Source organism: Gelria sp. Kuro-4 (assembly GCF_019668485.1).
Classification (GTDB): Bacteria; Bacillota; DTU030; order DUMP01; family DUMP01; genus DUMP01.
This window is the reverse complement of the sequence record NZ_AP024619.1, coordinates 1,332,286-1,355,943: the sequence shown is the minus strand read 5'-3', so window position 1 is coordinate 1,355,943 and position 23,658 is coordinate 1,332,286. Positions and strand designations below refer to the sequence as shown.

Below are 23,658 nucleotides of genomic sequence, written 5' to 3'. Positions count from 1 at the left end.
TGCCTTAGCATTCCCCGACCTGTTCAGCTTTTCGCCGCCCCCACCTTAGGAGCAGCCGGCACGTGTACGGGCGTAAGCAGGATGGCTAGGGTGAGAGTGTTCTCCTGCCGCTTCACCTTAACCTCGGCCGGCACCGTTCGCGCTCGCTCCCGCAGCCGGGCCGGGCGAGGCCAGGGTAAGTTGCCGTCAAAGACCAGCGTAAGTTCCAGTACCTCATCGCCGTCCTCGCTGAAGCTTTTCAGTGCAACCTCCTTGACGGCGCTACCGGCGCCGATAAGCGCCGTCAGCGCTTCCATGAGAAGGGCCGCCAAACCGGTGCCGTTGGCCAGCCGCGACAGGTCGGTTTTCAGGTCCACCTGCACGGCAACGCCGGCATCATGTAAGCGGTAGCACCAGTCAAGGAGCACCAGTCCGGCCTCGGCCGGAAGCAGGCCCGTCAAGCAGCGCTCCCGGTCCAGGTCTTTATTGGTGGAAGTTATGTACTCGCAAATGTGCTCCGGTTTGTTGAGCTGCGCCAGGGCGCTTATCACCTGCAGATGATTCAAAAAAGCATGGCGCTGCAGCTGCAGGAGGTGCACCACCTCGGCGGCTGTAGGCACAAAATGGTGGTGCAGGCCCAGCGCCCAGGCATGGCCAATGGCAGCCCCACCTAAGAAGCAAAACCCGGAAAGCAGGCCCCAGTGGTGCTCCGGCTCGCAAAGCAGCCAAACCCAGCTAAAACCGAGGAGTGCCAAAGCGCCCACCCCCAGGAACACCAGCTGCCTCCGGGAGAAGTCACCCTGCGGCCGTTTCACCTTGCGGTCACTCCCCATCACGGTACATCTGAATATTTGCCTTATCTATTCGACAGAGTGGAGGATTTTTCCTTTCGGAGCGTAAAAAAGAGCACCCGGTGGGGTGCCCTTTTCTTCGAAAATTTATTCCGCCGCCACCGCCGGACGCACACTGACCAGTTTGCGATCGCCCGGGCGCGTCTCAAACACCACCACGCCGCTCACCTTGGCAAAGAGGGTGTCATCCTTACCGATACCGACGTTTTCGCCCGGGTGCACCTTGGTACCGCGCTGCCGCACCAGGATGCTGCCGGCCGTTACGTACTGACCACCAAAGCGCTTAACGCCCAGGCGCTGCGCGTGGCTGTCGCGGCCGTTCCGGGAGCTGCCCATTCCCTTCTTATGCGCGAAAAGTTGCAGGTCAAACCGCCTCATTCCAGCACCTCCTCCACTCTTATTCTGTCCGGGTATTCCTCCGCCATCGCTTCAAGTCCCAGCGCCATGGCTTCCAGGATGGCCTGAGCCGCGTCCGCTTTTTTACCGGGCTCGCCCAGCCGGCAGCTGAGAAACCCCTCCCGCACCGTCACCTGCGGCACCAGGCCCAGGTGCTCCTCCAGGCCGAGAACCGCCGCCTGGGTGAGGGCGGAAACGCCCGCGCAGACGATATCCCGCCCCTTCGGGGCCGTGCCCGCATGTCCCGCAACGCTAAAGCCCGTAATGCCCGTTCTTACCCGGCGCTGGATGGACACCGTAATCATTGCTGGGCTTGAATGGCTCCAATCTGAACCTTGGTAAACGGCTGGCGGTGGCCGTAACGGCGCCGGTAGTTGGACTTGGCCTTGTACTTGAACACCAGGATCTTGGGCGCCCTGCCCTGTTCCAGTACCTTACCGGTGACTTTGGCGCCGGCCACCACCGGGTTGCCTACCAGAACTCCGTCCTCTTTGCCCACGAGCAGCACCCGCTCGAACTCCACGGTTTCGTCCGGACCCTGCGGGAGCTTTTCGACGAAGATCACGTCGCCTTCCTGCACCCGGTACTGCTTACCGCCGGTCTCAATAACAGCGTACATTCTCCCACCTCCATACCCAGGCTCGCCGGAGAAGGCAGCGCCAGGCGCTTTACGCCTGCTCCGTGCGGCAGACCTTTACGCCCTATTCTAGCACACGGCCCGGCCCCCCGTCAACGCACGGCCCTCCGGCCCGAGGCTGGCCGGCACAGCGTCCGGGTGGCAGCAGGCGGCGTAAGAGCCCAAAATGCGCAGCCCCGCTCGCCGCCGGAGCTCAGCCAGGGCTTGGGCCAGGGACGGGCTCTCGGCGTGCCCGGCCACCTCCAACAGGTAAACGTATTCCCCCAGCCGGCGGCGCGCCGGGCGCGACTCCAGCTTAAGAAGCGGTACCCCGTGTTCAGCCAGGATACCTAGGCAGGTGGGGAGGGCGGCGGCGCGGTAAGCGGGTGGTACCAGAACCACAGCCGTTTTGGCCGGCCCGGCCGGCAGCCCCGGCCACTTGGAACTTCTGCCGGCAAGAATGACAAAACGCGTCCAGTTTCCCGGTTCGTCCTGAATGCCGATCCGCGCCGGTTGCAGACCGTAGCGAGCCGCCGCCCACACCGGGCCAATGGCCGCCCAGGGCCGGTCGCCGGCAGCCACCGCGCGGGCGGCAGCTGCAGTGCTCGCCGCCGGTACCTGCGCGGCACCGGGCAGGTATGTCTCGAGGAAGCGCCGGCACTGCCCCAGCGCCTGGGGGTGGGAGTGAACCTCCTCCACCTCGTCCCAGGGCGTGCCAAGGCGGACCAGGAGGCTGTGCACCACCGGGATCACCACCTCCGCGCTTATCGTGCACCCTTCGGCCTGGAAAAGTAGATCCAGGGTCGGGGTGACCGGCCCTTCCAGAGAGTTCTCCCAGGGCAGCACCCCGGCCGCCAGGGTTCCTGCCGTCACGCCCGCCACGATTTCCCGGCAGGTGGCCAAGCCCCGAAGCGTAAGCGGCAGGCGCGCCTCAGTCACATAGCGCTGCGCCGCTTCCTCGCTGAAGGTACCTTCTGGACCCAGGTAACCCAGATAGGCAGGCTGAGTCAGCATTTTACCACCTCCGCCCAGCAAAGAAAAAACCCCTCGTCCGATCAAGGACGAGAGGCCTTCTCGCGGTACCACCTTACTTGGCCCGCCGCACCAAGCGCGGCCGGGCCCCCTCTTCCCGGTACGGGCCGCTTATAGTACACAGGCAGGCCGATACCGGCTCCCTTGTAACGGCGGGAGCTCCGGGCCTGCCTACCGGCGCGCGGCGCCTTCAGCGGCCGGCTCCAGGGAGAACTTCGCGCCCGGTGGCGCAGCCGGCTTCCACCGCCCCGGCTCGCTCTCTGCGCCGCCCGGCGTTACTTTTCCCCTTCACAGCCATTATCCAGTGTGGCTTGGCAAAGAGCTTAGCACAAACCAGGCGTCCCTGTCAAGACTGTTTTTGCGCCACCCTTGTGCCACCTCATAAACCCGCCCGGCTCCTCACCGCTCCCGGAGCGGCCCGGGGATATAACACGGCTTTGGTGTAACCTTGGATCCGCCTGTCGAACTTGCCTTCACTTCGCCCGGGACAGCAGGCGGGCCCTGGCATAGGTGCGCGTCAACTTGGTGATCTCCACCCGCACCGTCTCACCCACCAGCCGCGCGCCGTCCTCGATGTCGATGACAAAGCCCTCCACCCGGGCGATGCCGTCCCGCGGATTGGTAAGGTGCTGCTCCTCCACCTTAAGCGTGAGGACCTGGCCGCTGTGCACGGGAAGCGCCGCGGCCAGCATCGCGTCGCGCGAGCCAAAGGGTTTGAGGGTAAAAGCCGTGCTGTGCAGGGCCTCCACCCCGCGCACATGGATGGGAATCTTGAGCTCCCGTTCCAGGGCCTCCAGCCCCGCGCCGCCCGGACCGATGAGCACCGCCGCCACGCTGGGGTGCACCTCCACCAAAAGGGCTGCCACCGGCTGCTGGGCGAGGAGGCGGCGCGTTTCCCGCCGCACCTTCAGGCTCACGGTTTCCTCTGACGGTATCTTCCCCCGCCCCTCGCAGTACGGGCAGGGCTTAAGAAACACGCTGTCCAAGGCCTGGCGCATCTTTTTGCGGGTCATCTCCACCAGGCCGAGCTTGGTGAGCCCCAGCACATGGGCCTTTACCTTATCGCGTTTCAGGTGTTCCTCAAGCGCCGCCAGCACCCGGGCCTGGGCTTCCGGGTCCTCCATGTCGATGAAGTCAATGACGATGATGCCGCCGATGTTGCGCAGCCTAAGCTGCCGTGCTATTTCCTGGGCGGCCTCCAGGTTGGTCTTCAGCACCGTCTCCGCCAGGGAGGTTGACCCCACATATTTGCCCGTGTTGACATCGATGGCCGTCAGGGCCTCCGTCTGGTCGATGACTATGTAGCCGCCGCACTTCAGCCACACCTTGCGGCGGAAGGCCTTCTCCAGGTCGGCCTCCAGGCCGTAGACCTGCAGGATGTCGTTACGCGGGTCAAAGTAGGTTACCCGGTCCTTCAGCTCCGGGCTCATGAGCTCCAAAAGCTCCAGCGCACGCTCGTACACCTCGCGGCTGTCCACCACGAAACGGTCGACATCGGCCGTGAACAGGTCGCGCACGATGCGGTAGATGAGGTCCAGGTCCCGGTACACCACCGCCGGCGCACTACTCTTTTTGATCCGCCCCTCCACCTGGTGCCAGAGGCGGCGCAGGAAATCCAGATCCTGCACCAGGTCCTCCTCCGCCATACCCTCCGCCACCGTACGCACAATGAGTCCCATCCCCTCGGGCTTGAGGTGCCGGGCAGCGGCGCGCAGGCGCTCCCTTTCTTTTTCATCCTCAATGCGGCGCGACACGCCCACGTAGTCCACCTTTGGCATGAGCACCAGGTTGCGGCCGGGCAGGGTCAGGTGCGTGGTCACCCGCGCGCCCTTGCCGCCAATGGGTTCCTTAGTGACCTGCACCACCACCTCCTGACCCTCGCGCAACACATCTTGGATGCTGAGCCCGGCCACCGGCACCGGTTCCTCTTCCTCGCCGCCGTTCGGCTGGCGTTGCGGCACCGCGTCCGCCACGTAGAGAAAGGCGTTGCGCTCCAGGCCGATGTTGACGAAGGCGGCCTGCATCCCAGGGAGCACGTTTTCCACCCGGCCCTTGTAGATGTTACCCACCAGACGCCGGCCGGTCTCCTGTTCCACGTAGAGCTCCACCAGCACCTGGTCTTCCAGTACCGCCACCCAGGTCTCTTCGGCCGCCGCGTGCACCACGATCTCTTTTTTCACTCGCTCTCCCCCGCTTCTTCCGGAACCCGCGGTTCCACCAGGGGCGTCATCAGCTCGCCCCAGCGTTCAATGTAGAGCCCGGTCCGGTGTATTCTCTCTATCTTCCCTTCCCAGCCTGCGGCAGCGAAAAAAGCCGTCAGCACCTCTTCCGGGCGCAGGTTCCCGGAGCTCCCGGAACGTAGGAGTAAGTCCCAGGTACCGCCTTCGTCGCAAGGGACCAGACGGGCCTTAAGGATAAGCGGCCGGATGTCGAGGTCCCGGCGCTTGTGCTTGGTTTCCTTACAGATGTAAATCCGCTCCCGGGCGAGAAACTCCTCCCAGGCGCGCGCCACCTCAGCCGCCCGCCGTCCCGGCAGGCGCGCCGCCACCTCCCAACCGGCCGCGTCGATCTCGGCCATGAGCGCCGGTGCACCCGCCGCCACCTCCCGGGCGGCTAAAAGGCGCAGCCCCTCCGGCAGCTGCGCGCGCAGCCGCCGGACAAACTCCGCAATCGGAAGGCGCTCCCTTAATTCAAAGTCGGCGTACTCCGCCGTACTAGTAGCCCCGAGAGCCAGGGCGGAAGCAAAGGCGATCTTGGGTCGGGGCGTAAAGCCCTCGGAATAGGCGATGGGCAGGCCGGCGCGACGCACCGCCTTCTCCACCGCCCCCGCCAGGTCCAGGTGCGAGATAAAGCGGGCGGCCTCGTCCTTGGCCAGTTTGACGCGAATTCTCATTTTGTCTCACCCCGCCGCCGGATGGGAATGTCGAGGGCCGGGCAGACGCCGCAGGCGCTGCAACGCTCCCGGCTGCAGTCCGGGGTGCGCTCGCCGCTTAGAGCGCGCTCCCGTTCTTGGAGGAGAAACTCCTTGCTCACCCCCGGGTCCAGGTGATCCCAGGGGAGAGTCTCGCCGGCCGCCGGCTTCCGGTTGGCATAGAACGTCGGGTCGAGACCGGTCTCCTGAAAGGCCTGCTGCCAAAGGTCGAAGCGGAAGTGCTCGCTCCAGCCGTCTAAGCGGCAGCCTAGGCGCCAGGCGCGTTCCAGCGCCGCGGCAGTGCGCCGGTCACCCTTGGAAAAGACGGCCTCGAGGAAACTCTGCTCCGGCTCGTGCCAGCGGTGCTCCAGGCGCTTGCCCTTCAACCGTTCGTGCACGAGCAGCTGGCGCCGCCTCAGTTCCTCGCGCTCCACCTGTCCTTCCCACTGGAAGGGCGTGTGCGGCTTGGGCACGAAATTCGAGGTGGAAACCGTCACCCGCGTAATACGGCCTCCCTGGGGCTTAAGGTTCGCTACCTTCCTTGCCAGCTCGACGATGCCGAGAACGTCGTCGTCCGTCTCGGTGGGCAGCCCCAGCATAAAGTAGAGCTTAAAGGCGTTCCAGCCCGCCTCGGCCGCCGTTTCCACCGTCGCCAGGAGATCGCCTTCCGTGACGTTCTTGTTGATCACGTTGCGCAGGCGCTGGCTCCCCGCCTCAGGCGCAAAGGTGAGGCTGGAGCGGCGCACCTCGTGGACCTTGCGCGCCTGCTCCACGGCAAAGCTGTCGGCGCGCAGCGAGGGCAGGGAAACCCGCACCCCCTCCGTGCCGTACTGGTTCACCAGGGCATCGATCAGCTCTGCGATGTGGGAGTAGTCCAGGCTGGAAAGCGAGGCGAGCGAGATCTCGCCGTACCCCGTATTCTTAAGCAGCTTTTCAGCCTGGGCCAGGAGCGTCGCCATGTCCTTCTCGCGCACCGGGCGGTAGATCATGCCGGCCTGGCAGAAGCGGCAGCCGCGGGCGCAGCCGCGGAAAAGCTCCAGCATCACCCGGTCGTGCACCACATCGAGAAAGGGCACCACCGGGCGCTCGGGAAAGGTCACCTTATCGAAGTCGCGCACCACCCGCTTGCGTACCCGCTCCGGCACCCCCGGGCGGTTCGGGCGCACCGCCGCCACCGTGCCGTCCAGCCGGTAGGCCACGTCGTAAAAGGCCGGGACGTACACCCCTGGAACAGCAGCCACCGCCGTAAGAAAATCCGCGCGCGCGCCCCGGCGCGCCTTCCAGTCCCGGGCCAGGTCCAGGATCTCTCCCAGGACCTCCTCGCCCTCACCCAGCACCACAAAGTCCAAAAAGGGCGCCAGCGGCTCCGGGTTAAAGGCGCAAGGGCCCCCGGCAAGCACAAAGGGATCCCCCTCGCCGCGCTCGGCGGCGCGGAGCGGGATGCCCGCCAGGTCCAGCATGTTGAGAACGTTGGTGTACGTCATCTCGTACTGCAGGGTGAAGCCCACCAGGTCAAACCCGGCCAGGGGCGTCTTGGTCTCCAGGCTGAAGAGCGGGAGGTCCGCCGCCCGCAGCTCCTTTTCCATATCCACCCAAGGAGCGTATACGCGCTCCATGAGGGCGTCGGACCGCGCGTTCACCACGTGGTAGAGGATCTTGGAACCGAGGTGCGACATCCCCACCTCGTAAATATCGGGAAAACACAGGGCCATGTGTATCGGGACCGCCTGCCAGTCCTTTTTAACCTGGTTCCACTCACCGCCCCAGTAACGAGCCGGTTTTTCCACCCGGGGCAGGATTTCCTCCAGGGTCTTCAGCAGCTGAGCCATGCCACGCCTTCATCTCCTTGTCCGGCCGGGCGGCAGAGCCGGGCAGCCGCCCTCCGCAAACCGCCGGCCGGGCCTCGTGGTTGTATTATAAAGAAATCGGGGCGGAAACATACTCCGCGTTCCCGCCCGGTAGACTTCTCCATCCGCCCGAAAAAATCCTCTTTGAGGCGCCCTTGAGGCCGCTCACTTGCGCCGCTCGAGCGCTTCCCCCAACGTCGCCGCAGGGCCCAAGTGCAAAAAGGCGGCGACAAACTCTTCCTCGCCTAAAAGGCCGCGCAGCCTGTGCCCTTCGCCCACCACCCAGATAAGCTGGTAGCGGCCGGCGGCGAAGGCGCGCACCACCTCCTTAAGGCGCGTGTCGGTCGTCGCCACCAGGGGCTGCCCGGCCAGCACCTCACCGGTGGCGAGGCGCGAGCGTTGCCGGGCCAGGTAGCGCAGCAGCGCCAGGCCGGCCCAGCGCCGCTCCTCGCCCGCCGCCGCCAAAAGAAAACCGCCCAAGAGGGCGGTGGTAAGCGCCGCCATCCTTTCGCGGTAGAACGCCGCGCCCAGGCACACGAGCAGCGCGCCCAGGGCCTGCCCCAGGCGCGCCGTGAGGTCGGTGGCCTGGCGCCAGGGCAGGTGGCGGCTGAGAAGGGCGCGCAACACCCGCCCCCCGTCCAGGGGCAGGCCGGGCAGGAGATTAAACAGCGCCAGCGACAGGTTGGCCCGCAGGAAAAGGCCGGCCGAGGAGAGATCCCACACCCCGTAACCGGCCAGCAGCCAGGCCGCCCCGGCCAGAATAACGTTCTCAGCCGGCCCGGCCAGCGCCACCGCCGTCTCCGTCTCCGGGTCCAGGCCGGCCAGGTCCAGGTCCTCGATGCGCGCCACCCCGCCGAAGGGCAGAAGTTCCATCTCCCGCACCGTCAGGCCGTAGGCGCGCGCCACCACCATATGGGCCAGCTCATGCAGCAGAGCCGCCCCGAACAACGTTAACACCTCCGGCAGGAGCCCCAGCCAGGCGTAAGCCAGCAGCGCCAGGAAGAAAAAGTTGTTGAGGACAATCCGGACGCCTAGGATGCGCCCTACTCTCAACCCCCTGCCCCCTTCGGCGCGCCCGGCGTCCGGCGCACCGTCGGGCCGGGCGAGGCTTTGTCTTCAGGGTCGGAGGTGGGCGCATCGTCGACGGGGGCCGGCGCCGGCGCCGCCGGCTCTTCCAGCACGCCCAGCTTAATGGCCGGGTCCACGTTCACCCCGCGCTCCTTGATCTCCAGGTGCAGGTGGGGGCCAGCGGTGACGCCGCTCGCCCCTACCTTGGCGATAACCTCGCCCGTGCGGACCACCTGCTTTTCCTTTACCAGGATCTCGCCCAGGTGGCCGTACAGGCTGGTTATACCGGTGCCGTGGTTGATCTCCACCACCTGCCCTAAGAGTTCGTCTTCCGCCACCCGGCTGACATAGCCTCCGTAAATGGCTTTCACCGGCGTCCCGCTGGGCGCCGCAATATCAATCCCCTGGTGAAAACGCTTGTCGCCGTAAACCGGGTGGAGGCGCCAGCCGTAACGGGACACAACCTTCCCGCCCTCCGTGGGAAAGACGTAACCGTTCAATGCCGCCGCCGGAGCCGTCTCCTCGCCGGTCCCCTTGAAGGTTGGCAGGGCCGGCAGGCGCCAGCCCTCCTGACTGTACGTGCGCAGCTTCTCCCAGTTTACCTTCGGCCGGTACTCGGCCACTGACCAGTGCACCAGCCGCACCACGCTGTTGGTAAACGGCAGGTTGACCTGCACCAGCCCCCAGACGGCAAAGTACAAAGCGGCGGCCGCCACAAGCTGCCGGACCAGAAGCGACTCCCCCACCTGCGCCGTTAGGCGCCGCCGCAGGCTGTGCCAGCGGTAGCCAAGTCCCACAGCCTTCCCCTCCCCGGAGCTTTGTCCCTAAATTATATGCCGGGTGCTCCGGAATATGAGAAGGGTTGTGAGAAAAACGGGCTCAGGTCTGACTTCTTTCCTCACTTGCGTAGGTAGGTGAAAAGCAGGTACGCCGAGGCCAGGATGAGGGTGAGGCCGCTCAGCGGGATCAGCACGTTGAAAACGCCCCTCCGCTTGGGCCAGGCCTTCTGGCCCAAGAGCAGCAGGTTGTTCAGCCCTACCAGGAACCAAATCAGCGTAAAAGCATCACGCCAGCCGTGCGCCCAGTTCCACAGCGACGTCCCCACCAGGATGAGGCCGACGGGCAGAAGAAAGAGCTTGTCGAGTGCGGTCAAGCCTTGCGGTAGCTGCATCTCATCCCTTCTTCCCAGCCGTTTTTTCATGACTTACGCCGTACAGGGAACGGCTCTGCGGCCCCTGCCGTTTCCTTGCACCTTACGCTTTCCGGCCTTTACTTATCGGCGTACAGCTTGCCGGCGTGGGCGAAGTTCTCTCGCGCCATGTCGCGCAGGATAATGCGCACGGCGTCCGGGGACACGCCCAGACTTGAGGTGACGGCCTCCGTCACCTTGGCCACGAGCGCCCGCTTTTGCTCGATGGTCCGTCCCTCCAGAAGCTCAATCTGTACGATGGGCAATGTCAACCCTCCTTCTTATGCTTTGCGGCCCCTGAAGCCGCTTTCTTTCCCCTATTCTCCGCCTGCGGTCCATTTCCTGCTCCTACCATTCACAGCGCGCAATATTACACACTCCGCTTATGCCGGTGGAGGATGAAGTTACCCGGGGTACGCGGCTTTTGCTCCCAGAGTGCGCCGCCCTGGGACACGGCGGCAGGCTTCAGTACCTTAGCACTTTATCTTAGTTGGTTGAATTTGTGCAAGTTGATACCTGACCCCGGGCCGGATGGCGGGGAAGTCTTCCACCTCGAGGCGGAAGATGGCCTCCGGCCCCAGGTCCGGGTAGGCCACCACCTCGGCCCGCTTGATGCGGTCGGCCAGGAGCACCCCCAGGCCGCCGTAGGTCACCAGGTAAAGCGCCCGGTACTTCTCCAGAGCGGCCAGCACCTCCGGGCTGCGCCGACCCTTGCCCACCGTGGCCTTGAGACCGCGGGCCAGAAGAAGCGGTGTGTACGGGTCCATGCGCCCGCTGGTGGTCGGCCCGGCGGGGCCGATCACCTCGCCGGGAGCCGCCGGGCAGGGGCCGGTGTAGTAGAGGATTTGTCCTGCCAGGTTCACCGGCCACGGCTCACCGCGCTCGGCCGCCTCCACCAGGCGCCGGTGGGCGGCATCGCGTGCCGTGTACATCACCCCGGAAATGAGCACCTCTTCCCCCTCCGCCACCGCGAGAACATCCGCCTCGGTCAGCGGGGCCTTCAGCACCCTCATGCTTCCACCTCCCAGCCCCGGCCCGGCCGCCACACGGCCGCAGCATGCCGGGCAGCGTGGCATTGCAGGTTCACCGCCACCGGCAGGCCCCCAATGTGGGTCGGGAAGGCCTCGACGGAAACTCCCAGGGCGGTTGTCCGCCCGCCCAGCCCCTCCGGCCCGATGCCAAGGTCGTTCACGCGCCGCAGCAGCTCCGCCTCCAGTTCACGCAGGTGCGGCTTGGGGTTCGGCTCATCCAACCGGCGCAGCAGGGCCTTCTTGGCCAGGTAGGCCGCACGTTCCATGGTGCCGCCCAGGCCCACCCCCACCACCAGCGGCGGACAGGCGTTGGGGCCGGCCTGGACCACCGTCTCCAGTACGAAGCGGATGACGCCCTCGCGCCCGTCGGCGGGTTTCAGCATGGCCAGCCGGCTCATGTTCTCGCTGCCGATTCCCTTGGGCGCCACGGTGAGCTTCACCGCGTCCCCCGGCACCAGTTCCACATGGAGGATGGCCGGGGTGTTGTCCCCCGTGTTCTCCCGGATCAGCGGGTCGCCCACCACCGAGCGACGCAGGCGGCCGTTCACGTACGCGCGCCGCACCCCTTCGTTCACCGCCTGCACCAGATCCCCCGCCAGGCACACCTCCTGCCCCAGCTCCACAAAGACCACCGCCAGGCCCGTGTCCTGGCAGAGCGGCCGCCCGCGCTCCGCCGCCAGGCGCGCGTTCTCCAAGATGAGCCCCAATGTCCGCCGCGCCACGGCGTCCTTCTCCCGCTCCTCGGCCGCCGCCAGCGCCTGCCGCACATCCTGCGGCAGCCGGCTCACCGCCTTAAGGCACAGCTCCTCCACCACCCCGGGGTCAGGTATCAACTTTTTGCTGTTTTTCGCAGCTCTGCGAACGTCTGCCTCTGCGTGCATCGCCGTATTCCCTCCCGTTCTCCCTCCCGCTTTTTCCATTTTACCTTGCCCTGCCTTTTACTACAAGAAAAAGCCGGGGAAATCCCCGGCTGCAGCAGCGTACGTCGCGCATTTTTCCCGGATCTCCACGAACCGTGGAGAGAAATACTCCTACCGCCCGCGGGCATCCCGTTGCGGCGTCAGTCGTGCTTCAGTTCCTCTTTCATCCGCTGGTAGTCTTCGCTGGAAATCTCGCCGGCGGCGTAGCGGCGGCGCAGGATCTCGAGCGGCGTCTCCACCCGCTCGGGCGCGGGCCCCATGCCCGAGTGCCTGAGAGCGCGGGCCACCAGGTAAACGCCCAGGGCGACAATGCCCACCCATAACACGGCATGAACCAGCATTAATACCCAGCCCCACACGCCAAAGCTGCCACCGTACCAATAGGGCCACATCACATTGGTTTCCTCCCTTGCTGTGCGTGCTCTCTAGAATTAGCTTTTCCCGTATCCAGCGTTTTTCTGCGTCTCAGGCCGCCCGGCCGGCCAGAGGCCGGTAGCGCCAGCGCCGCAGCCGCAGGGCGTTGGTGACCACGGACACGGAGCTGAAGGCCATGGCCGCTCCGGCGATGACCGGAGAAAGCAGCCCGGCCGCCGCCACCGGAATACCCAGACTGTTATAGGCCAGGGCCCAGAAGAGGTTCTCCTTGATGTTGCGCATGGTGGCGCGGCTGAGCTCGATGGCGGCGGCAATACCGCGCAGGTCGCCACGCATCAGGGTTATATCCGCCGCCTCTATGGCTACGTCGGTGCCGGTGCCGATGGCGAAGCCAACGTCAGCCACGGCCAGCGCCGGGGCGTCGTTGATGCCGTCCCCCACCATGCCCACTGTAAGTCCTTGCCGTTTGAGTTCTTCCACTTTACGGGCCTTGTCCTCGGGCAGCACCTCCGCCAGCACGTCGTCGATCCCTACCTGCCGCGCAATGGCTTGGGCGGTGCGCCGGTTGTCGCCGGTGAGCATGTAGACCTTGAGCCCCAGCCGCCTTAGTTCCGCAATGCCTTCGAAGGCGTTCTCTTTAACCGTGTCCGCCACCGCCACCACGCCCGCCAAGGCACCGTCCACAAGGAGCAGCATCGCCGTTTTACCGTCGTTTTCCAGTGCCGCGATCTCCTTTTCGTACTGCGTGAGGTCAAGGCCGCCCTCCTCCAGGAGACGGCGGTTGCCCAGCCGTACCTTCTTGCCGGCAACATCCGCCGCGATCCCTTTACCGGGGACGGCCTGGAAGTTCCGCGGCTCGGCCGGCGTCACGCCCGCTGCCTCCGCCCCCGCCACAATGGCCTGGCCCAGCGGGTGTTCCGAGGCGCGCTCGGCGCTGGCGCTCAGAAAGAGCACTTCCTCGCGCGTGAAGCCGTTCAAGGGTAGCACATCGGTAAGCTCGGGTTCGCCGCGCGTGATGGTCCCCGTCTTGTCGAGTACGATGGCCTGGAGCTTGTGCGCCTTCTCCAGGTACTCGCCGCCCTTAATGAGGATGCCGTTCTCAGCCCCTTTGCCGGTCCCCACCATGATCGAGGTGGGTGTGGCCAGGCCCAGGGCGCAGGGGCAGGCGATCACCAGCACCGCCGTAAAGTTGATGAGAGCGCGGGTGAAGTCCCCAGGGGCGAGGAGGAAGTACCAGAGGAGGAAGGTTACCACCGCAATGCCAACCACCGCCGGTACGAAGTAGCCGGAGATCAAGTCGGCCAAGCGCTGGATAGGCGCCTTGGAACCCTGCGCCTCCTCCACCACCCGGATGATCTGGGCCAGGACCGTGTCGCGTCCCACCTTCTCGGCCCGGAACTTGAAGCTGCCGTGTTTATTGATGGTAGCGCCTACCACGCTGTCGCCGACGCCTTTGTCCACCGGCAGGCTCTCACCGGTGAGCATGGACTCGTCCACTGCCGAGGCGCCCTCAATGATGGTGCCGTCCACGGGGATCTTCTCGCCCGGGCGCACCACCACCACATCGCCCACCTGCACCGCGGCCACGGGGATGTCCACTTCCCGTTCGCCGCGCACCACGCGGGCCGTCTTGGGTGCCAGGCCCATCAGCTGCTTGATGGCCTCGGAAGTACGGCCCTTGGCAATGGCCTCAAGGAACCGGCCCAGGATGATGAGAGCAATGATGAGCGCCCCCGTCTCGAAGTAGACGTCGGAGCGTCCCAGACGCGCACCGAAGAAAGTGACCACGGTGCTGTACCCGTAGGCGGCCGTGGTGCCCAGGGCGATGAGTACCGACATGTTGGCACCGCCGCTTCTTAAGGTGTGATAAGCATCACGGTAAAACTGCCAGCCGGCGATGAACTGCACCGGTGTCGCCAGTGCAAACTGGAAGTAGGGACTGAAGATGAAACGCGGCAGCCACATCCAGTGCAGCATCTCGCCGAACATGTAGACAAGAAGCGGCAGAGAAAAGAGCGCCGCAAAGATGAAGAGCCGCTTTTGCCGGCCGATCTCTGCTTCCCGTTCGGCCCGCTCACGGTCCCCGGCCGCTTCGTCGCTGGCCAGGAAGGCGCGGTAACCAAGGTCGGTCACGGCCCGGATCATGTCCTGGGGCGCAAGGTTGGTCCCGTCGTAGTCCACGCTGGCCCTCGCAGCGGCGAAGTTCACCGCCGCCCGCGCCACCCCTGGCAAGGAAGCCAACTTCTTTTCAATGCGCTGGGCGCAGGCGGCGCAGCTCATCCCTCCCAGGCCGAGTTCCACGTGATCCAGCACCACGTCGTAACCCAAGTCCCGCACCTTTTTTATCACCCGGTCCAGCCCGGCGGCGCCCGGCTCAAGTTCAAGCGCGGCTTGGGCGGTGGCGTAGTTAACGCGGGCTTCTTTAACACCGTCCACCTGCTTCAGGCCCTTCTCGATGCGCTGGGCGCAGGCGGCGCAGCTCATCCCGCTGATGCGGACGTGTACCATGATTTACACTCCCTTTCACCCCACCATACCCCGGTGGGGTACCTTTCGGCTCTATTGTACGCCCTCCCGGCAGCGTTGTCAAGACGGAATTTCGCCGGCACGCCGCCTGGGCAAGGGCCGCCAAAAGAGCACAAAAGAGGGCAGCGCGCCCGCTGCCCCGCTCCTACTTGATGAACTTCTGCACCACATCCATAAGTTCTTGAATCGCCGCATCACCGTGGTTCTCGCGGATGGCCCGCACCACACAGCCGCGGGTGTGACCCTCCAGGAGCATCAGGCCCACCTTATCCAGCGCCGCACGCACCGCCGCCACCTGCGTCAGGATGTCGACGCAGTAGCGGTCTTCCTCCACCATCCGCTGGATACCGCGGACCTGCCCTTCCACCTTGCGCAGCCGCTCCAGAATGCCGTCTTTATCCCGCTCGTAATGGGTGCCATGCCCATGCTGCCCTTCCAAGGTACCCCCTCCCTCCCTACCAGGTAAATCCGAGTTTTCGGGTAAAGCCTGCTACCCTTACCGGGTAATTACTACGCTTATTATACCACGGCCGGAAGGGAAGGCAAGGGGCCCGCCGGCGCATTTTAGCCCGGCCGCTCGCGTTTCTCTTGAGGGCGCTTGGTCGTTTTAGCCGGCAGGTCGTTGAGGAGGGAAATCCCGTAACCCTGGGTTTCCCCCGCTTCCCCAGGCAGTTTCCCCGCTTCTTTAGGCTTCTGGGGCTGTTTTCCCCTAGCTATTCCCGCGACCCCCTTTTCTTCAGGTGGGCCTAGTCTACCCCACGACAGCAGCGATTATAGCTGTGTATAGGCCTTAACTTGGGCGGCGGGGTGGTAAGTGCCGTAGCCTGGGTGCTGAAGACGCCGGCTACGCGCGTCGCCTGCAGCCGGTGGAGTACCGCGTGCAGGCCGCGCGCCGCGAGCGGCCGGCCCACGTACCGGAGGCCGGCCGGCGGGGATGGGGCTCTGGAAAAAGCGCGCAGGGTATGCGTCACCGCACGCAGCAACCAGGTCCCCACGTAGCATCATATGTCCCAGGCTGTCTTTTGGTCCACCATCCGGAGGCGGCCCATCCTCACCATCCCTTGCTTTTCCGTAGGCTGCATGGTACAATGTGGGGGTGAACATACGAGCCCGGCCGTGGCCAAGGGGGTGAAAAGTGAGTGGCTAACATTAAATCAGCCCTTAAGCGGATTAAGGTGGCGGAAAAACGGCGCCTGCACAATGCGGCCGTCAAATCGCGCGTGCGCACCGCTATCCGCCGTTTCAACGAAGCTCTGGACAAAGCCGAACCAAACGTGGTAAAAGAGACCTTGGCCAAAGCCTTCAGCGTCATCGACAAGGCTGCTGCAAAGGGCGTACTGCATAAGAACAACGCTGCCCGGAAAAAGTCACAGCTCAGCCGCAAGCTGGCGCAGTTCAAAGAACGAAAAGAACAGGTCGGTTAAGAAAAGGCGTGCATGCGCACGCTTTTTCTGTTACTCATTCCCCTTTGCCAAACCGAGGAGCACCTGCTCTAAAATAAGCTGGTGGTTCAGCCCGGTAGTCTTCATTTCCTGGTCCGCTGCTGCCAGGCTCTGGATCAAGCGGTACAGCCCGCTCCACGTGAAGCGCCGGCTCTGAGCTGCAACCTTGTGGGCCACAAAGGGATGAAGCTTCAATTTGACTGCTAGGGCATCCGGGCGGGTGCCCTTTTCTAGTTCCTCTTTCGCCAGTACAATTAAGCGTACCTGCCGGGCGAGCAGTGCCGTAAGGCCAATGGCCGTCTCCCCCTGCTCCAGGAGGTGCGCCAATACCTTGAGGGCCTTTTCCTCCTCCCCCGCTAGGGCGGCATCGATGAGGTCGAACACCCGGACGGCACTCGTCGCCGGAACCAGGAGTTCGATTTCCTGGCGCCCGACCCGCCCGCCCTGGCCGGCGTACGTCGCCAGTTTCCGAAGCTCCTGCTCCAGCTGCCGTAGGCCCTCCCCGGTACGCGCGGCCAAAAGCTGCACTGCCCCCTTTTCCCACTTTATCCCCAGCTCCACACCCCGCGCCTTTATCCACGCTTCAAGCTCCCGACCCCGCAGCCGGGGGAACTCCTCCACCACACCGATCTTAGCCACCGCCTTTACCACACGCCGCCGGCCGCCCACCGCCCCGGTCGCTGCCAGGACCAGGCAGGTGCTCGCCGGCAGGTGCGGCACCAGGTCGGCCAGCTCCTGCTCGAGACCGGCCGCCGTCCCGGTCGCCGGCTCCCCTTCTTCTCCGGCCCCGCTGTCGGTATCACTCTCTTTGCCCCTGCCGGAGAGGTTGAGTCCCGTCAGCACCACCAGACGCCGCCGGGCCAACCAAGGCAGGGCCTGCACCGCCGCCGCAAGGCGCGCCCCAGTTGTGGCCGCCGCCTCCAAACGCTCGTAATTGAGCTCGCGCAAGCCGCCCAGCTCCAGAGCGGCCTCGATCTTGGCTACCGTGGCGGCAATCAGGTACTCCTCCTCGCCGAAGAGGAGGTAAACCGGGGCCACCTCCTTGTGCTCCAGCCGTTCCCAAAGCTCCTGCCAGCTCACGGCTTGTCCTCTCCTCCCTCGCGCCGGGTAAACACCCGGAGTCTCTTGCCGTCGGCCAGGACGCGCACCTGGCCTACTTGGTCCGTGCGCAGCACTGTAGTGCCCGCAGCCGTAAGGCGCGCCAGGGTAGCCGGGCTGGGGTGACCGAAGTTGTTCTTACCCACGGAGATTACCGCCAGCTCCGGGTGTACCTTGTGCAGGAATGCTTCGCCCGTGCCGGTGTCGGCCCCGTGGTGGGCTACCTTGAGCACGTCGACGGGAGCCGGCAGCCCTTCCTCCATAAGCGCCTCTTCGGCGGCCGCGCCGGCGTCGCCCATGAAAAGAAACCCCGTATTGCCGTAGCGGAGGTAAAGGACCAAGGAGTTGTCGTTGTCCGGGCTTTCCGAAGCCAACGGCACCCCGGGCGGACCGTACACGGTGAGCTCCACCCCCGCACCCAGGTTTACCTTAAGGCCGCGCGTGCCGGCGTAGAGCGGCACCCCCTGGTCGTTAAGGCGGCTCAGAACCGGCGGCGGCCCCGCCTGAGCAAAGCCCGGCGGGGCGATAACGGCGCCCACCGGCAGGCCCGCCAAAATGGCAGGCGCGCCGCCGGCGTGGTCGGCATCGCCGTGGGTAAGGAAAAGCACCTCCAGCCGGTGCACGCCCTGCGCCCGCAGGTAGGGTAACACAACGCTTTCGCCCGCATCCCACACACGCCCTTCGTAAGCCTGGCGCGGTCCCGCATCGATCAGGGCTGCCTCACCCGAGGGAGAACGGATGAGGATGGCGTCACCCTGGCCCACATCTAAGAAATCTACACTCAGCGGCGCCGGGCCCGGTCCTGCCCCGCGCCAGGCCAGAAAGAGGAGCAGGCAGGCCACTCCCAACGCTCCTACCTGGCGCCACCGTGGCCAGCTCTGCCGGTGCTGCAGCACCCAGGGAAGTGCAAAAAGCAGCAGGTAGTAAAGCGTCAGAAAAGGCAGGGGCGGCTGTTTCAGGTACACGTAGGCCAGCGGCAGGCGCGCGAAGGTTTGTGCCACCGTCGTCAGCAGGGCCAAAGCCAGACCGGCAGCACCGAGGACCACCTTCCCCGCCGGCAGGTAAACGGCACCGCCCAGAAGCCCGGCCAAGCCCAGGCCCAAAGCGAGGCCCGCCAGCGGTACGGCCACCAGGCCGGCCAGGAACCCCACCAGCGAGACACCGCTGAAGTAATAAGCCGTAAGCGGCCACACTGCCAGCTGCGCCGCCAAGGAAACGGCGAGCGGTGCCGCCGCCCAGACCGGTACCTGGCGGCGCGCCGCCAGGAGGGGCGGCGTAAGCCAGATGATGCCGCCGGCCGCGGCAAAGGAGAGCTGAAAGCCGATATCAAAGAGCAGCAAAGGATTAACCAGGAGGATGATGAGCGCCGCCGCCGTAAGCGCCAGCAGGCCGTTCCGGGGACGACCGGAGAGCAGGCCCAAGAAGCCGAGGAGAAACATCAGGCCGGCGCGCAGCGCCGAAGCCGGAAGGCCGGTCCAGAAGGCGTAGAGGCCGACGACAAGTGCAGACAGCAGGCCCTGCAGGACCGGCGGCAGGCGCAACAGGCGGGCCGCTCCCAGCGCCAGGCCGGCCACCAGCGCCACGTGTGTGCCCGACACGGCCAGGAGGTGTACCGTACCGCTCGCCGTAAAAAGGTCGGTGACCTCCGGGGCAAGCCCGCGGCGCTCGCCCAGAGCAATTCCCAAAAGGAGCGCCTTCTCCCGGGGCCCCAGGAGAGAAGCCACCTGTGTGAAACGCTCCCGCCAGGCGTAAAGCCCGGCCGCCAGCGGGTTGCCGGCGCCGGCGGCCACGCGCGTGATTGCCTGCGGTTCGTAGAGCGGGAGCGTGTAGGCGATGCCCCTTTGCTCCAGGTAGGCGCGGTAATCGAACTGGCCGAAATTGCCCGCCGGGCGCGGCCGGGCCAAAACCCCCTTCACCCGCAGGACGTCGCCATAGGCATAGACCGGACGCCCCGGCGGGCGCAGGTCACGCACCAGCACCAGGCCCCGGGCGGGCGCGAGGGCCTCCCCTGCCCCGGCCAGGCGCACGGCCAGGACGTAATTCGTCCCCGCCTGGCCCTGCTCTGCCGGCCGGACCACCACCCCTTCCAAGGTAACGTGACTTCCGGCCAGCGGCGCCAGGGAGCGCTCCGGAAGCAGAGCCAGGCTTGTCCGTACGCCCCCGGAAAAAAAAGCCAGGAGCAGCAGCGCAATGAGAGCGCTGCAGCGCCTTTCCCGGGTGAGGAAGAACAGGCCCAGGACCAGGGCCAGAGCCGCCGCCCCCAGCCACACGGCCGACGGGAACGGCAGCTTTACCCGGGCCACGGTCCCGGCGATGAAGAGCAGGGTGAGCGTAACTAAAGGTGGCATAATGTCGCTCCTCAACTGATTAGGGCAGTCCTACTTTCTATGTTATTTCGACCCGCCCTGCCAATTCCCTTTCTCTGCGCCGAGAAACGCCGCTTTATTCCAGAATCTGCGCGGCGAGCTCACCCGGGCTGAGCTCTCCCTTCCAGAACTGCTGCAAAAGCGGCGCCAGGCGCGCCCGGCGTTCAGCAGCCGCCTCAGGCTCCACTTCCGCCGGCGCCGTGCCCCTTTCCAGCTGCGTCAGGAGAACCTTTCCCTCCCCCACCGCCCACTTCTTCGCCCACTCGGCTTGTGCCGGCCGGTACGTCGGCACCAGGTCCAGCCGGGCCGCCAGCCGCGCCGAGCTGCGGCTCAAGTGGCGGGCCAGCTCCATGGCCAGGCGGGTGTGATCATCGCCCTGGTAGCGGCGTTGCCGGAAAACATAGATTTGCTCTACCCGCCGTACCACTACGCCGCTTTCCCCCGGGCCGGGCGGCGGCAAAAGCGCCAGGGGAAAAGGCCGGGCCGCCCCCGGCTCCAAGCCGCCCCGGATGACGCGCTCCGCCCGCTCCGCCGCCGCCCGGAAGAACCAAGGGTGCACCGGGCCAAGAACAGCCGCCTGCCCGGTGAAAAAATCCTCGAGGGCGCTGTAGCCTTCCCTGCCGATGCTCCGCGGAACAGCGCCGTTTTCCCGAAAGGCCGCGGCGCGTTCGGCTGCAGCCCGCACGTTTTCCGGCGACCAGGGGGAACCGGACGCCGAGGCAGCGGCACCGCCCCGGCCCAGCTCGCCCCAGAGGCTGACCAGGTCAAAGCTGGTGAAGAGCGCCGGGCCCCCGGGGAGTGCCCGGACGCGCGCGGCCGCCCGGCTCAACTCTTCCCAGTTCCAGCCTGTGGCCTGAATCGCTTCCACCGGTACCCCGGCCGCCGCCAGCAGCGCCTTATTGCCCGCCCAGCAGGCCGGCTCCAACCAGCGCGGCCAGGCGACCAGCCCGCCTTTCCCGGTCCCACCCGTCCACCCCGGCACCAGGTACTCGTCCGCTTCACCGGGAGCCAGGTAAGGCCCACACGGCACCACGAGCGACCCCCAAGCACCGCCGGTAAGGGGCCCGGTAGCCAAAACGTCGGGCGGCGCACCCTGTTTCAGGGCCGTCGCCAGACGCTCGGCACCCTCTTCCTCAGACCAGGGAAGGAGCTCGATCGTGACAGTGGCATTGGGGTAACGCGTGCGGAAGGACTCGAGCGCTGCGCTCAGCTCAGCTTGGTAGGAAGCGCCCTCGCCGCCCAGGGGGCGTTCGAAGTCCCAGAGGGTGAGGGTATAGTGCCTGCCGGGATCGATTTCGGCCTGGGGATTGATCCGGCTGGGGGCGGGAATAAAACTGAGCCGCAGCCAGACCCCGCCGGCAAAGGCCGAAAGGAGGAGCAAGAAGAGGAGAAAATTAAGCCCCAGCCGCCTACCCACCGCACACTTCCCCTCCCATTACTTTCTGACGTTCCTCCGGGCTCACCATAAGCCCAGGAGATAAAGCACATTCCGGTCGGCTTTCCCCGTGACCGGCAGGCCCCGGTAGCGCTGCCAGGCCGCCAGGGCGCTTTGTGTGGCTTCGCCGCACACGCCGTCCGCCCGCCCGGGGTCAAAGCCCAGCTCCCGGAGGCGCCACTGCAGAAACACCACGTCCTGCCCGACGGCGCCCTGGTCGATCAGCGGCCGCACCGGCCCGTACGGACCGCGGCCCTTAAGAGTAACCTGCGTCCCTATTTCTATCCAATCGTAAAGCTCAATCACGTCATGGTTAAACATGCGTACGCAGCCAGCGCTGACCATCTGTCCGATGGAGCCTGGATTATTGGTGCCGTGAATACCGTAGCTCCCCCAGGGGTTGGAGAGGCGCATCCAGCGCACACCGGTGGCCCCGTGCCAGCCCGCGATCTTTTCCGTGATCACCCACTCCCCCATTGGGGTAGGCGAGCTCGCCTTCCCTACCGCCACCGGGTAGAGCTTGTAGGGCTCGCCATCAGTATAGACGATGAGCGTCTGGGCGTCGATGTCCACCAGGATGCTGATCTTACCCTCCGGCGGCGGGCTCTTAACCGCCGGCTTGGCTTCGTAGAAGGCTAGGGTCTCCCAGGTGCGGTTATCCACCACCCCGCTGCGCGTAAGACCGAGAAACTCCTGCAACCGCGCGACGGCCCCGGCCGTCTCCCGGTCATACACACCGGATATCGGGCCGTCGTAAAAGCCCAGCTTGACCAGGCGCTGCTGCAGCCCCGCCACATCAGACCCGCGCACCGGCGGCGTTGCCACCTGCAGCACGCGCACCGGTTCACAGCCGCAGGGTGAGGCAGGTGCCGTCGGCGCGCCCGCCGCCCCTTGGCCCGGCAGGGCGAGGAAAGCCGCCACCAGCACAGCCCCCACCGCTCGCTTCACCCCGGCAGGCCTCCTCTCTTCCTCTGTTGAGCCAAGCACGCCTCCTACCATCGCCACCTGCGATGCTCTATAGAATTTATGCCGCTCGCCTGCACGTTATGAGCAAGGCGGCGGCCATATGGGCCACCGCCTTGGGGAACAGCAGATATCCGCCATCCCAAAACTACTCCTGGGCCAGCAGTTCCTCCGGCTGGAAGAAGAGGCCCAGTTCCCGCGCCGCGCTCACCGGCGAGTCCGAGGCGTGCACCACGTTCGCCGTCACCGAAGTGGCAAAGTCGCCCCGGATGCTGCCCGGCGCCGCCGCCCGGGTATCGCCCACGAGCCGCCGCACCCGCGCGACGGCATCCTCGCCGGCCACCGCCGCGGCCACCACCGGTCCGGAGGTGATAAAAGCGACGAGCTCCCCGTAAAACGGTTTACCCCGATGCACCGCGTAGTGCGCCGCTGCCAGCTCGGGGCTCAACTTAAGGAGCTTCAGGCCGATAAGTTTCAGTTCCTGGCACTCCAGGCGGCGGAGCACCTCGCCCACGAGCCCCCGGCGCACGCCGTCCGGTTTTATCAGCACCAACGTCCTTTCCACTACCTGCCACCCCTTTCCCGTGCCGCCGCCACCTCGTCCGGCGCAAGGAAACCCAGGTAGACGCTGCGCTCCAGTTTGCGGTCCGCCGCCGTCCAGCCCTCCTCGTTCACCCCGGCCTGGAGCACCCCCTGGAAGTGGTTCAGCTCGGCACTCAAAAAATCGGCGTGGTGAAGAGCAAAGGCCGTGATGGTTTTCGGGGGCTGGGGTGATCCCCACTCCTGCGAACCGTGGTGGGCCAGGATCACGTGGAGCAGCTCTTCTTTAAGAGCCGCGGGAAAATCGTTGCGCGGCGCCAGGCGCTCTTCCACCATGCGAGCGCCCAGCACCAAGTGCCCGAAGAGGCGGCCGGCGGCGGTGAGGGTAAAACCGAGCCCCTCCACTCGATACTCCTCAACCTTGCCGCAGTCGTGGAGCAGCGCCCCGGTAAGGAGTAGGTCGCGATTGATGTACTCCGGGTAGCGCTGAGCGATGGCGCGGGCGAAGTAGACCGTTTCCAGGGTGTGTTCCAAGAGGCCGCCGATGTAGGCGTGGTGAATGTTTTTGGCGGCAGGGGCGCGTGCGAACGCGTTATAAAACGCCGGATCGGCGAAGAAGGCACTGAGCAGCCAGCGCAGCGGCTCGTTTTCAATGGCGGCGAGACACGCCGCCAGCTCCTTTTCCATCTCCGGGCGCGGGCGCGGAGAGGAAGGCAAGAAGTTGCCCGGGTCAAGCTCCTCTCTTGCCGGCTCCAGGGCTTCCACTACCACCTGCAGCTCCCCCTGGTAAGTGCCCACGCTCCCGCGCACTTTAACCACCGGGTTGCCCCTAAGGCGCGGGTAAACGGCCTCAGCGCCCTCCCACAGCACCGCCGGGAGCGACCCCTCCCGGTCCCGGAGCGTAAGCTTAAGGAAGCTGCCGCTGCGCCCGCCACCGTTGCGGAAGGAGCGCAGTGCCGGTTCGCAGGCGACAAAATAGTCGTCGACCCGCTCGCCCGGCTGCAGGCGGGCGGTAAATTGCTGTTTAAGCGGTTTCTCCTCCATTGGTTCCCCTCATTTCTCCTCACCTATGT

25 protein-coding genes are annotated in these 23,658 nt (G+C 65.7%); 1 reads left to right on the top strand and 24 read right to left on the bottom strand.

All coding sequences use genetic code 11. The annotated features are described in order from the left end of the window. Positions 1 to 23 precede the first annotated feature (23 nt). The 18 genes from K5554_RS06745 to K5554_RS06660 form a co-directional block, all read right to left on the bottom strand. Positions 24 to 794, bottom strand: coding sequence for a Spo0B domain-containing protein (locus tag K5554_RS06745; RefSeq protein ID WP_221040380.1), 771 nt, complete (start codon positions 792 to 794; stop codon positions 24 to 26). 123 nt (positions 795 to 917) lie between these two features. Then, complete coding sequence (gene rpmA, locus K5554_RS06740; RefSeq protein WP_221040379.1) at positions 918 to 1,208, bottom strand: 50S ribosomal protein L27; 291 nt, start codon at positions 1,206 to 1,208, stop codon at positions 918 to 920. Next, positions 1,205 to 1,531, bottom strand: a complete 327-nt coding sequence (locus K5554_RS06735; protein ID WP_370636953.1) for a ribosomal-processing cysteine protease Prp — start codon at positions 1,529 to 1,531, stop codon at positions 1,205 to 1,207. The genes rpmA and K5554_RS06735 overlap by 4 nt, the downstream gene beginning before the upstream one ends. Continuing rightward, a complete protein-coding gene (rplU, locus tag K5554_RS06730) occupies positions 1,528 to 1,845 on the bottom strand; it encodes a 50S ribosomal protein L21 (RefSeq protein ID WP_221040377.1) in 318 nt (105 codons plus the stop codon). The genes K5554_RS06735 and rplU overlap by 4 nt, the downstream gene beginning before the upstream one ends. 87 nt (positions 1,846 to 1,932) lie before the next feature. After that, a complete protein-coding gene (gene pheA / locus K5554_RS06725; protein WP_221040376.1) occupies positions 1,933 to 2,856 on the bottom strand; it encodes a prephenate dehydratase in 924 nt (307 codons plus the stop codon). Between the two features lie 491 nt (positions 2,857 to 3,347). Further along, positions 3,348 to 5,054 carry an Rne/Rng family ribonuclease gene (locus tag K5554_RS06720; RefSeq protein WP_221040375.1) on the bottom strand — a complete coding sequence of 569 codons (1,707 nt, stop codon included), beginning with the start codon at positions 5,052 to 5,054 and terminating at the stop codon, positions 3,348 to 3,350. Next, positions 5,051 to 5,767 (bottom strand): TIGR03936 family radical SAM-associated protein, encoded by a 717-nt coding sequence (locus K5554_RS06715; protein ID WP_221040374.1) that lies wholly within the window; start codon positions 5,765 to 5,767, stop codon positions 5,051 to 5,053. Before K5554_RS06715 ends, K5554_RS06720 begins: the two co-directional genes overlap by 4 nt. After that, the gene (locus K5554_RS06710) at positions 5,764 to 7,614 is read right to left on the bottom strand and encodes a TIGR03960 family B12-binding radical SAM protein (RefSeq protein ID WP_221040373.1); all 1,851 of its coding nucleotides are present in this window, start codon (positions 7,612 to 7,614) and stop codon (positions 5,764 to 5,766) included. Before K5554_RS06710 ends, K5554_RS06715 begins: the two co-directional genes overlap by 4 nt. A gap of 183 nt (positions 7,615 to 7,797) precedes the next feature. Next, positions 7,798 to 8,685 (bottom strand): M50 family metallopeptidase, encoded by an 888-nt coding sequence (locus tag K5554_RS06705; RefSeq protein WP_221040372.1) that lies wholly within the window; start codon positions 8,683 to 8,685, stop codon positions 7,798 to 7,800. Then, positions 8,682 to 9,497, bottom strand: coding sequence for a M23 family metallopeptidase (locus K5554_RS06700; RefSeq protein ID WP_221040371.1), 816 nt, complete (start codon positions 9,495 to 9,497; stop codon positions 8,682 to 8,684). The genes K5554_RS06705 and K5554_RS06700 overlap by 4 nt, the downstream gene beginning before the upstream one ends. 101 nt (positions 9,498 to 9,598) lie before the next feature. Further along, positions 9,599 to 9,871: a hypothetical protein gene (locus tag K5554_RS06695; RefSeq protein ID WP_221040370.1), complete on the bottom strand. Its 273-nt coding sequence runs from the start codon at positions 9,869 to 9,871 to the stop codon at positions 9,599 to 9,601. Between the two features lie 98 nt (positions 9,872 to 9,969). Next, positions 9,970 to 10,155 (bottom strand): 4-oxalocrotonate tautomerase, encoded by a 186-nt coding sequence (locus K5554_RS06690; RefSeq protein ID WP_221040369.1) that lies wholly within the window; start codon positions 10,153 to 10,155, stop codon positions 9,970 to 9,972. A 207-nt stretch (positions 10,156 to 10,362) separates the two neighbouring features. Further along, positions 10,363 to 10,902, bottom strand: coding sequence for a FumA C-terminus/TtdB family hydratase beta subunit (locus tag K5554_RS06685; RefSeq protein WP_221040368.1), 540 nt, complete (start codon positions 10,900 to 10,902; stop codon positions 10,363 to 10,365). Next, positions 10,899 to 11,801 (bottom strand): fumarate hydratase, encoded by a 903-nt coding sequence (locus K5554_RS06680; protein ID WP_221040367.1) that lies wholly within the window; start codon positions 11,799 to 11,801, stop codon positions 10,899 to 10,901. The genes K5554_RS06685 and K5554_RS06680 overlap by 4 nt, the downstream gene beginning before the upstream one ends. Positions 11,802 to 11,980: 179 nt before the next feature. Then, the gene (locus tag K5554_RS06675; protein WP_255565594.1) at positions 11,981 to 12,232 is read right to left on the bottom strand and encodes an SHOCT domain-containing protein; all 252 of its coding nucleotides are present in this window, start codon (positions 12,230 to 12,232) and stop codon (positions 11,981 to 11,983) included. 73 nt (positions 12,233 to 12,305) lie between these two features. Further along, entirely contained in the window at positions 12,306 to 14,723 is a 2,418-nt protein-coding gene (locus tag K5554_RS06670) for a copper-translocating P-type ATPase (RefSeq protein ID WP_221040365.1), read from the bottom strand. 163 nt (positions 14,724 to 14,886) lie between these two features. Further along, complete coding sequence (locus K5554_RS06665; RefSeq protein ID WP_221040364.1) at positions 14,887 to 15,180, bottom strand: metal-sensitive transcriptional regulator; 294 nt, start codon at positions 15,178 to 15,180, stop codon at positions 14,887 to 14,889. A 307-nt stretch (positions 15,181 to 15,487) separates the two neighbouring features. Next, a complete protein-coding gene (locus K5554_RS06660) occupies positions 15,488 to 15,724 on the bottom strand; it encodes a hypothetical protein (protein WP_221040363.1) in 237 nt (78 codons plus the stop codon). 156 nt (positions 15,725 to 15,880) lie between these two features. Between K5554_RS06660 and rpsT the strand changes: the two genes are divergently transcribed. Next, a complete protein-coding gene (gene rpsT, locus K5554_RS06655) occupies positions 15,881 to 16,165 on the top strand; it encodes a 30S ribosomal protein S20 (protein WP_221040362.1) in 285 nt (94 codons plus the stop codon). Between the two features lie 30 nt (positions 16,166 to 16,195). Here the strand turns inward: rpsT and holA are convergent, their stop codons facing one another. The 6 genes from holA to K5554_RS06625 form a co-directional block, all read right to left on the bottom strand. Further along, positions 16,196 to 17,263, bottom strand: a complete 1,068-nt coding sequence (gene holA, locus K5554_RS06650) for a DNA polymerase III subunit delta (RefSeq protein WP_221040361.1) — start codon at positions 17,261 to 17,263, stop codon at positions 16,196 to 16,198. Then, positions 17,260 to 19,629, bottom strand: a complete 2,370-nt coding sequence (locus K5554_RS06645) for a DNA internalization-related competence protein ComEC/Rec2 (RefSeq protein ID WP_221040360.1) — start codon at positions 19,627 to 19,629, stop codon at positions 17,260 to 17,262. Before K5554_RS06645 ends, holA begins: the two co-directional genes overlap by 4 nt. A 94-nt stretch (positions 19,630 to 19,723) precedes the next feature. Further along, positions 19,724 to 21,064 (bottom strand): extracellular solute-binding protein, encoded by a 1,341-nt coding sequence (locus K5554_RS14570; protein ID WP_221040359.1) that lies wholly within the window; start codon positions 21,062 to 21,064, stop codon positions 19,724 to 19,726. 42 nt (positions 21,065 to 21,106) lie between these two features. Continuing rightward, positions 21,107 to 22,030: a peptidoglycan-binding protein gene (locus K5554_RS06635; protein ID WP_221040358.1), complete on the bottom strand. Its 924-nt coding sequence runs from the start codon at positions 22,028 to 22,030 to the stop codon at positions 21,107 to 21,109. A gap of 163 nt (positions 22,031 to 22,193) precedes the next feature. Then, on the bottom strand, positions 22,194 to 22,610 hold the full coding sequence (gene ndk, locus K5554_RS06630; RefSeq protein WP_221040357.1) for a nucleoside-diphosphate kinase: 417 nt from the start codon (positions 22,608 to 22,610) through the stop codon (positions 22,194 to 22,196). After that, positions 22,610 to 23,629 (bottom strand): 3'-5' exoribonuclease YhaM family protein, encoded by a 1,020-nt coding sequence (locus K5554_RS06625; RefSeq protein ID WP_221040356.1) that lies wholly within the window; start codon positions 23,627 to 23,629, stop codon positions 22,610 to 22,612. Before K5554_RS06625 ends, ndk begins: the two co-directional genes overlap by 1 nt. Positions 23,630 to 23,658 lie beyond the last annotated feature (29 nt).

Bases quoted from the DNA above. Each gene is read 5' to 3' on its own strand.
- rplU (WP_221040377.1), bottom strand. From the start codon at position 1,845: ATGTACGCTGTTATTGAGACCGGCGGTAAGCAGTACCGGGTGCAGGAA.
- K5554_RS06675 (WP_255565594.1), bottom strand. From the start codon at position 12,232: ATGTGGCCCTATTGGTACGGTGGCAGCTTTGGCGTGTGGGGCTGGGTA.
- K5554_RS06710 (WP_221040373.1), bottom strand. From the start codon at position 7,614: ATGGCTCAGCTGCTGAAGACCCTGGAGGAAATCCTGCCCCGGGTGGAA.
- pheA (WP_221040376.1), bottom strand. From the start codon at position 2,856: ATGCTGACTCAGCCTGCCTATCTGGGTTACCTGGGTCCAGAAGGTACC.
- K5554_RS06645 (WP_221040360.1), bottom strand. From the start codon at position 19,629: ATGCCACCTTTAGTTACGCTCACCCTGCTCTTCATCGCCGGGACCGTG.
- K5554_RS06685 (WP_221040368.1), bottom strand. From the start codon at position 10,902: ATGAGGGTGCTGAAGGCCCCGCTGACCGAGGCGGATGTTCTCGCGGTG.
- K5554_RS06695 (WP_221040370.1), bottom strand. From the start codon at position 9,871: ATGCAGCTACCGCAAGGCTTGACCGCACTCGACAAGCTCTTTCTTCTG.
- K5554_RS06680 (WP_221040367.1), bottom strand. From the start codon at position 11,801: ATGCACGCAGAGGCAGACGTTCGCAGAGCTGCGAAAAACAGCAAAAAG.
- rpmA (WP_221040379.1), bottom strand. From the start codon at position 1,208: ATGAGGCGGTTTGACCTGCAACTTTTCGCGCATAAGAAGGGAATGGGC.
- K5554_RS06715 (WP_221040374.1), bottom strand. From the start codon at position 5,767: ATGAGAATTCGCGTCAAACTGGCCAAGGACGAGGCCGCCCGCTTTATC.
- K5554_RS06625 (WP_221040356.1), bottom strand. From the start codon at position 23,629: ATGGAGGAGAAACCGCTTAAACAGCAATTTACCGCCCGCCTGCAGCCG.
- K5554_RS06670 (WP_221040365.1), bottom strand. From the start codon at position 14,723: ATGGTACACGTCCGCATCAGCGGGATGAGCTGCGCCGCCTGCGCCCAG.
- K5554_RS06735 (WP_370636953.1), bottom strand. From the start codon at position 1,531: ATGATTACGGTGTCCATCCAGCGCCGGGTAAGAACGGGCATTACGGGC.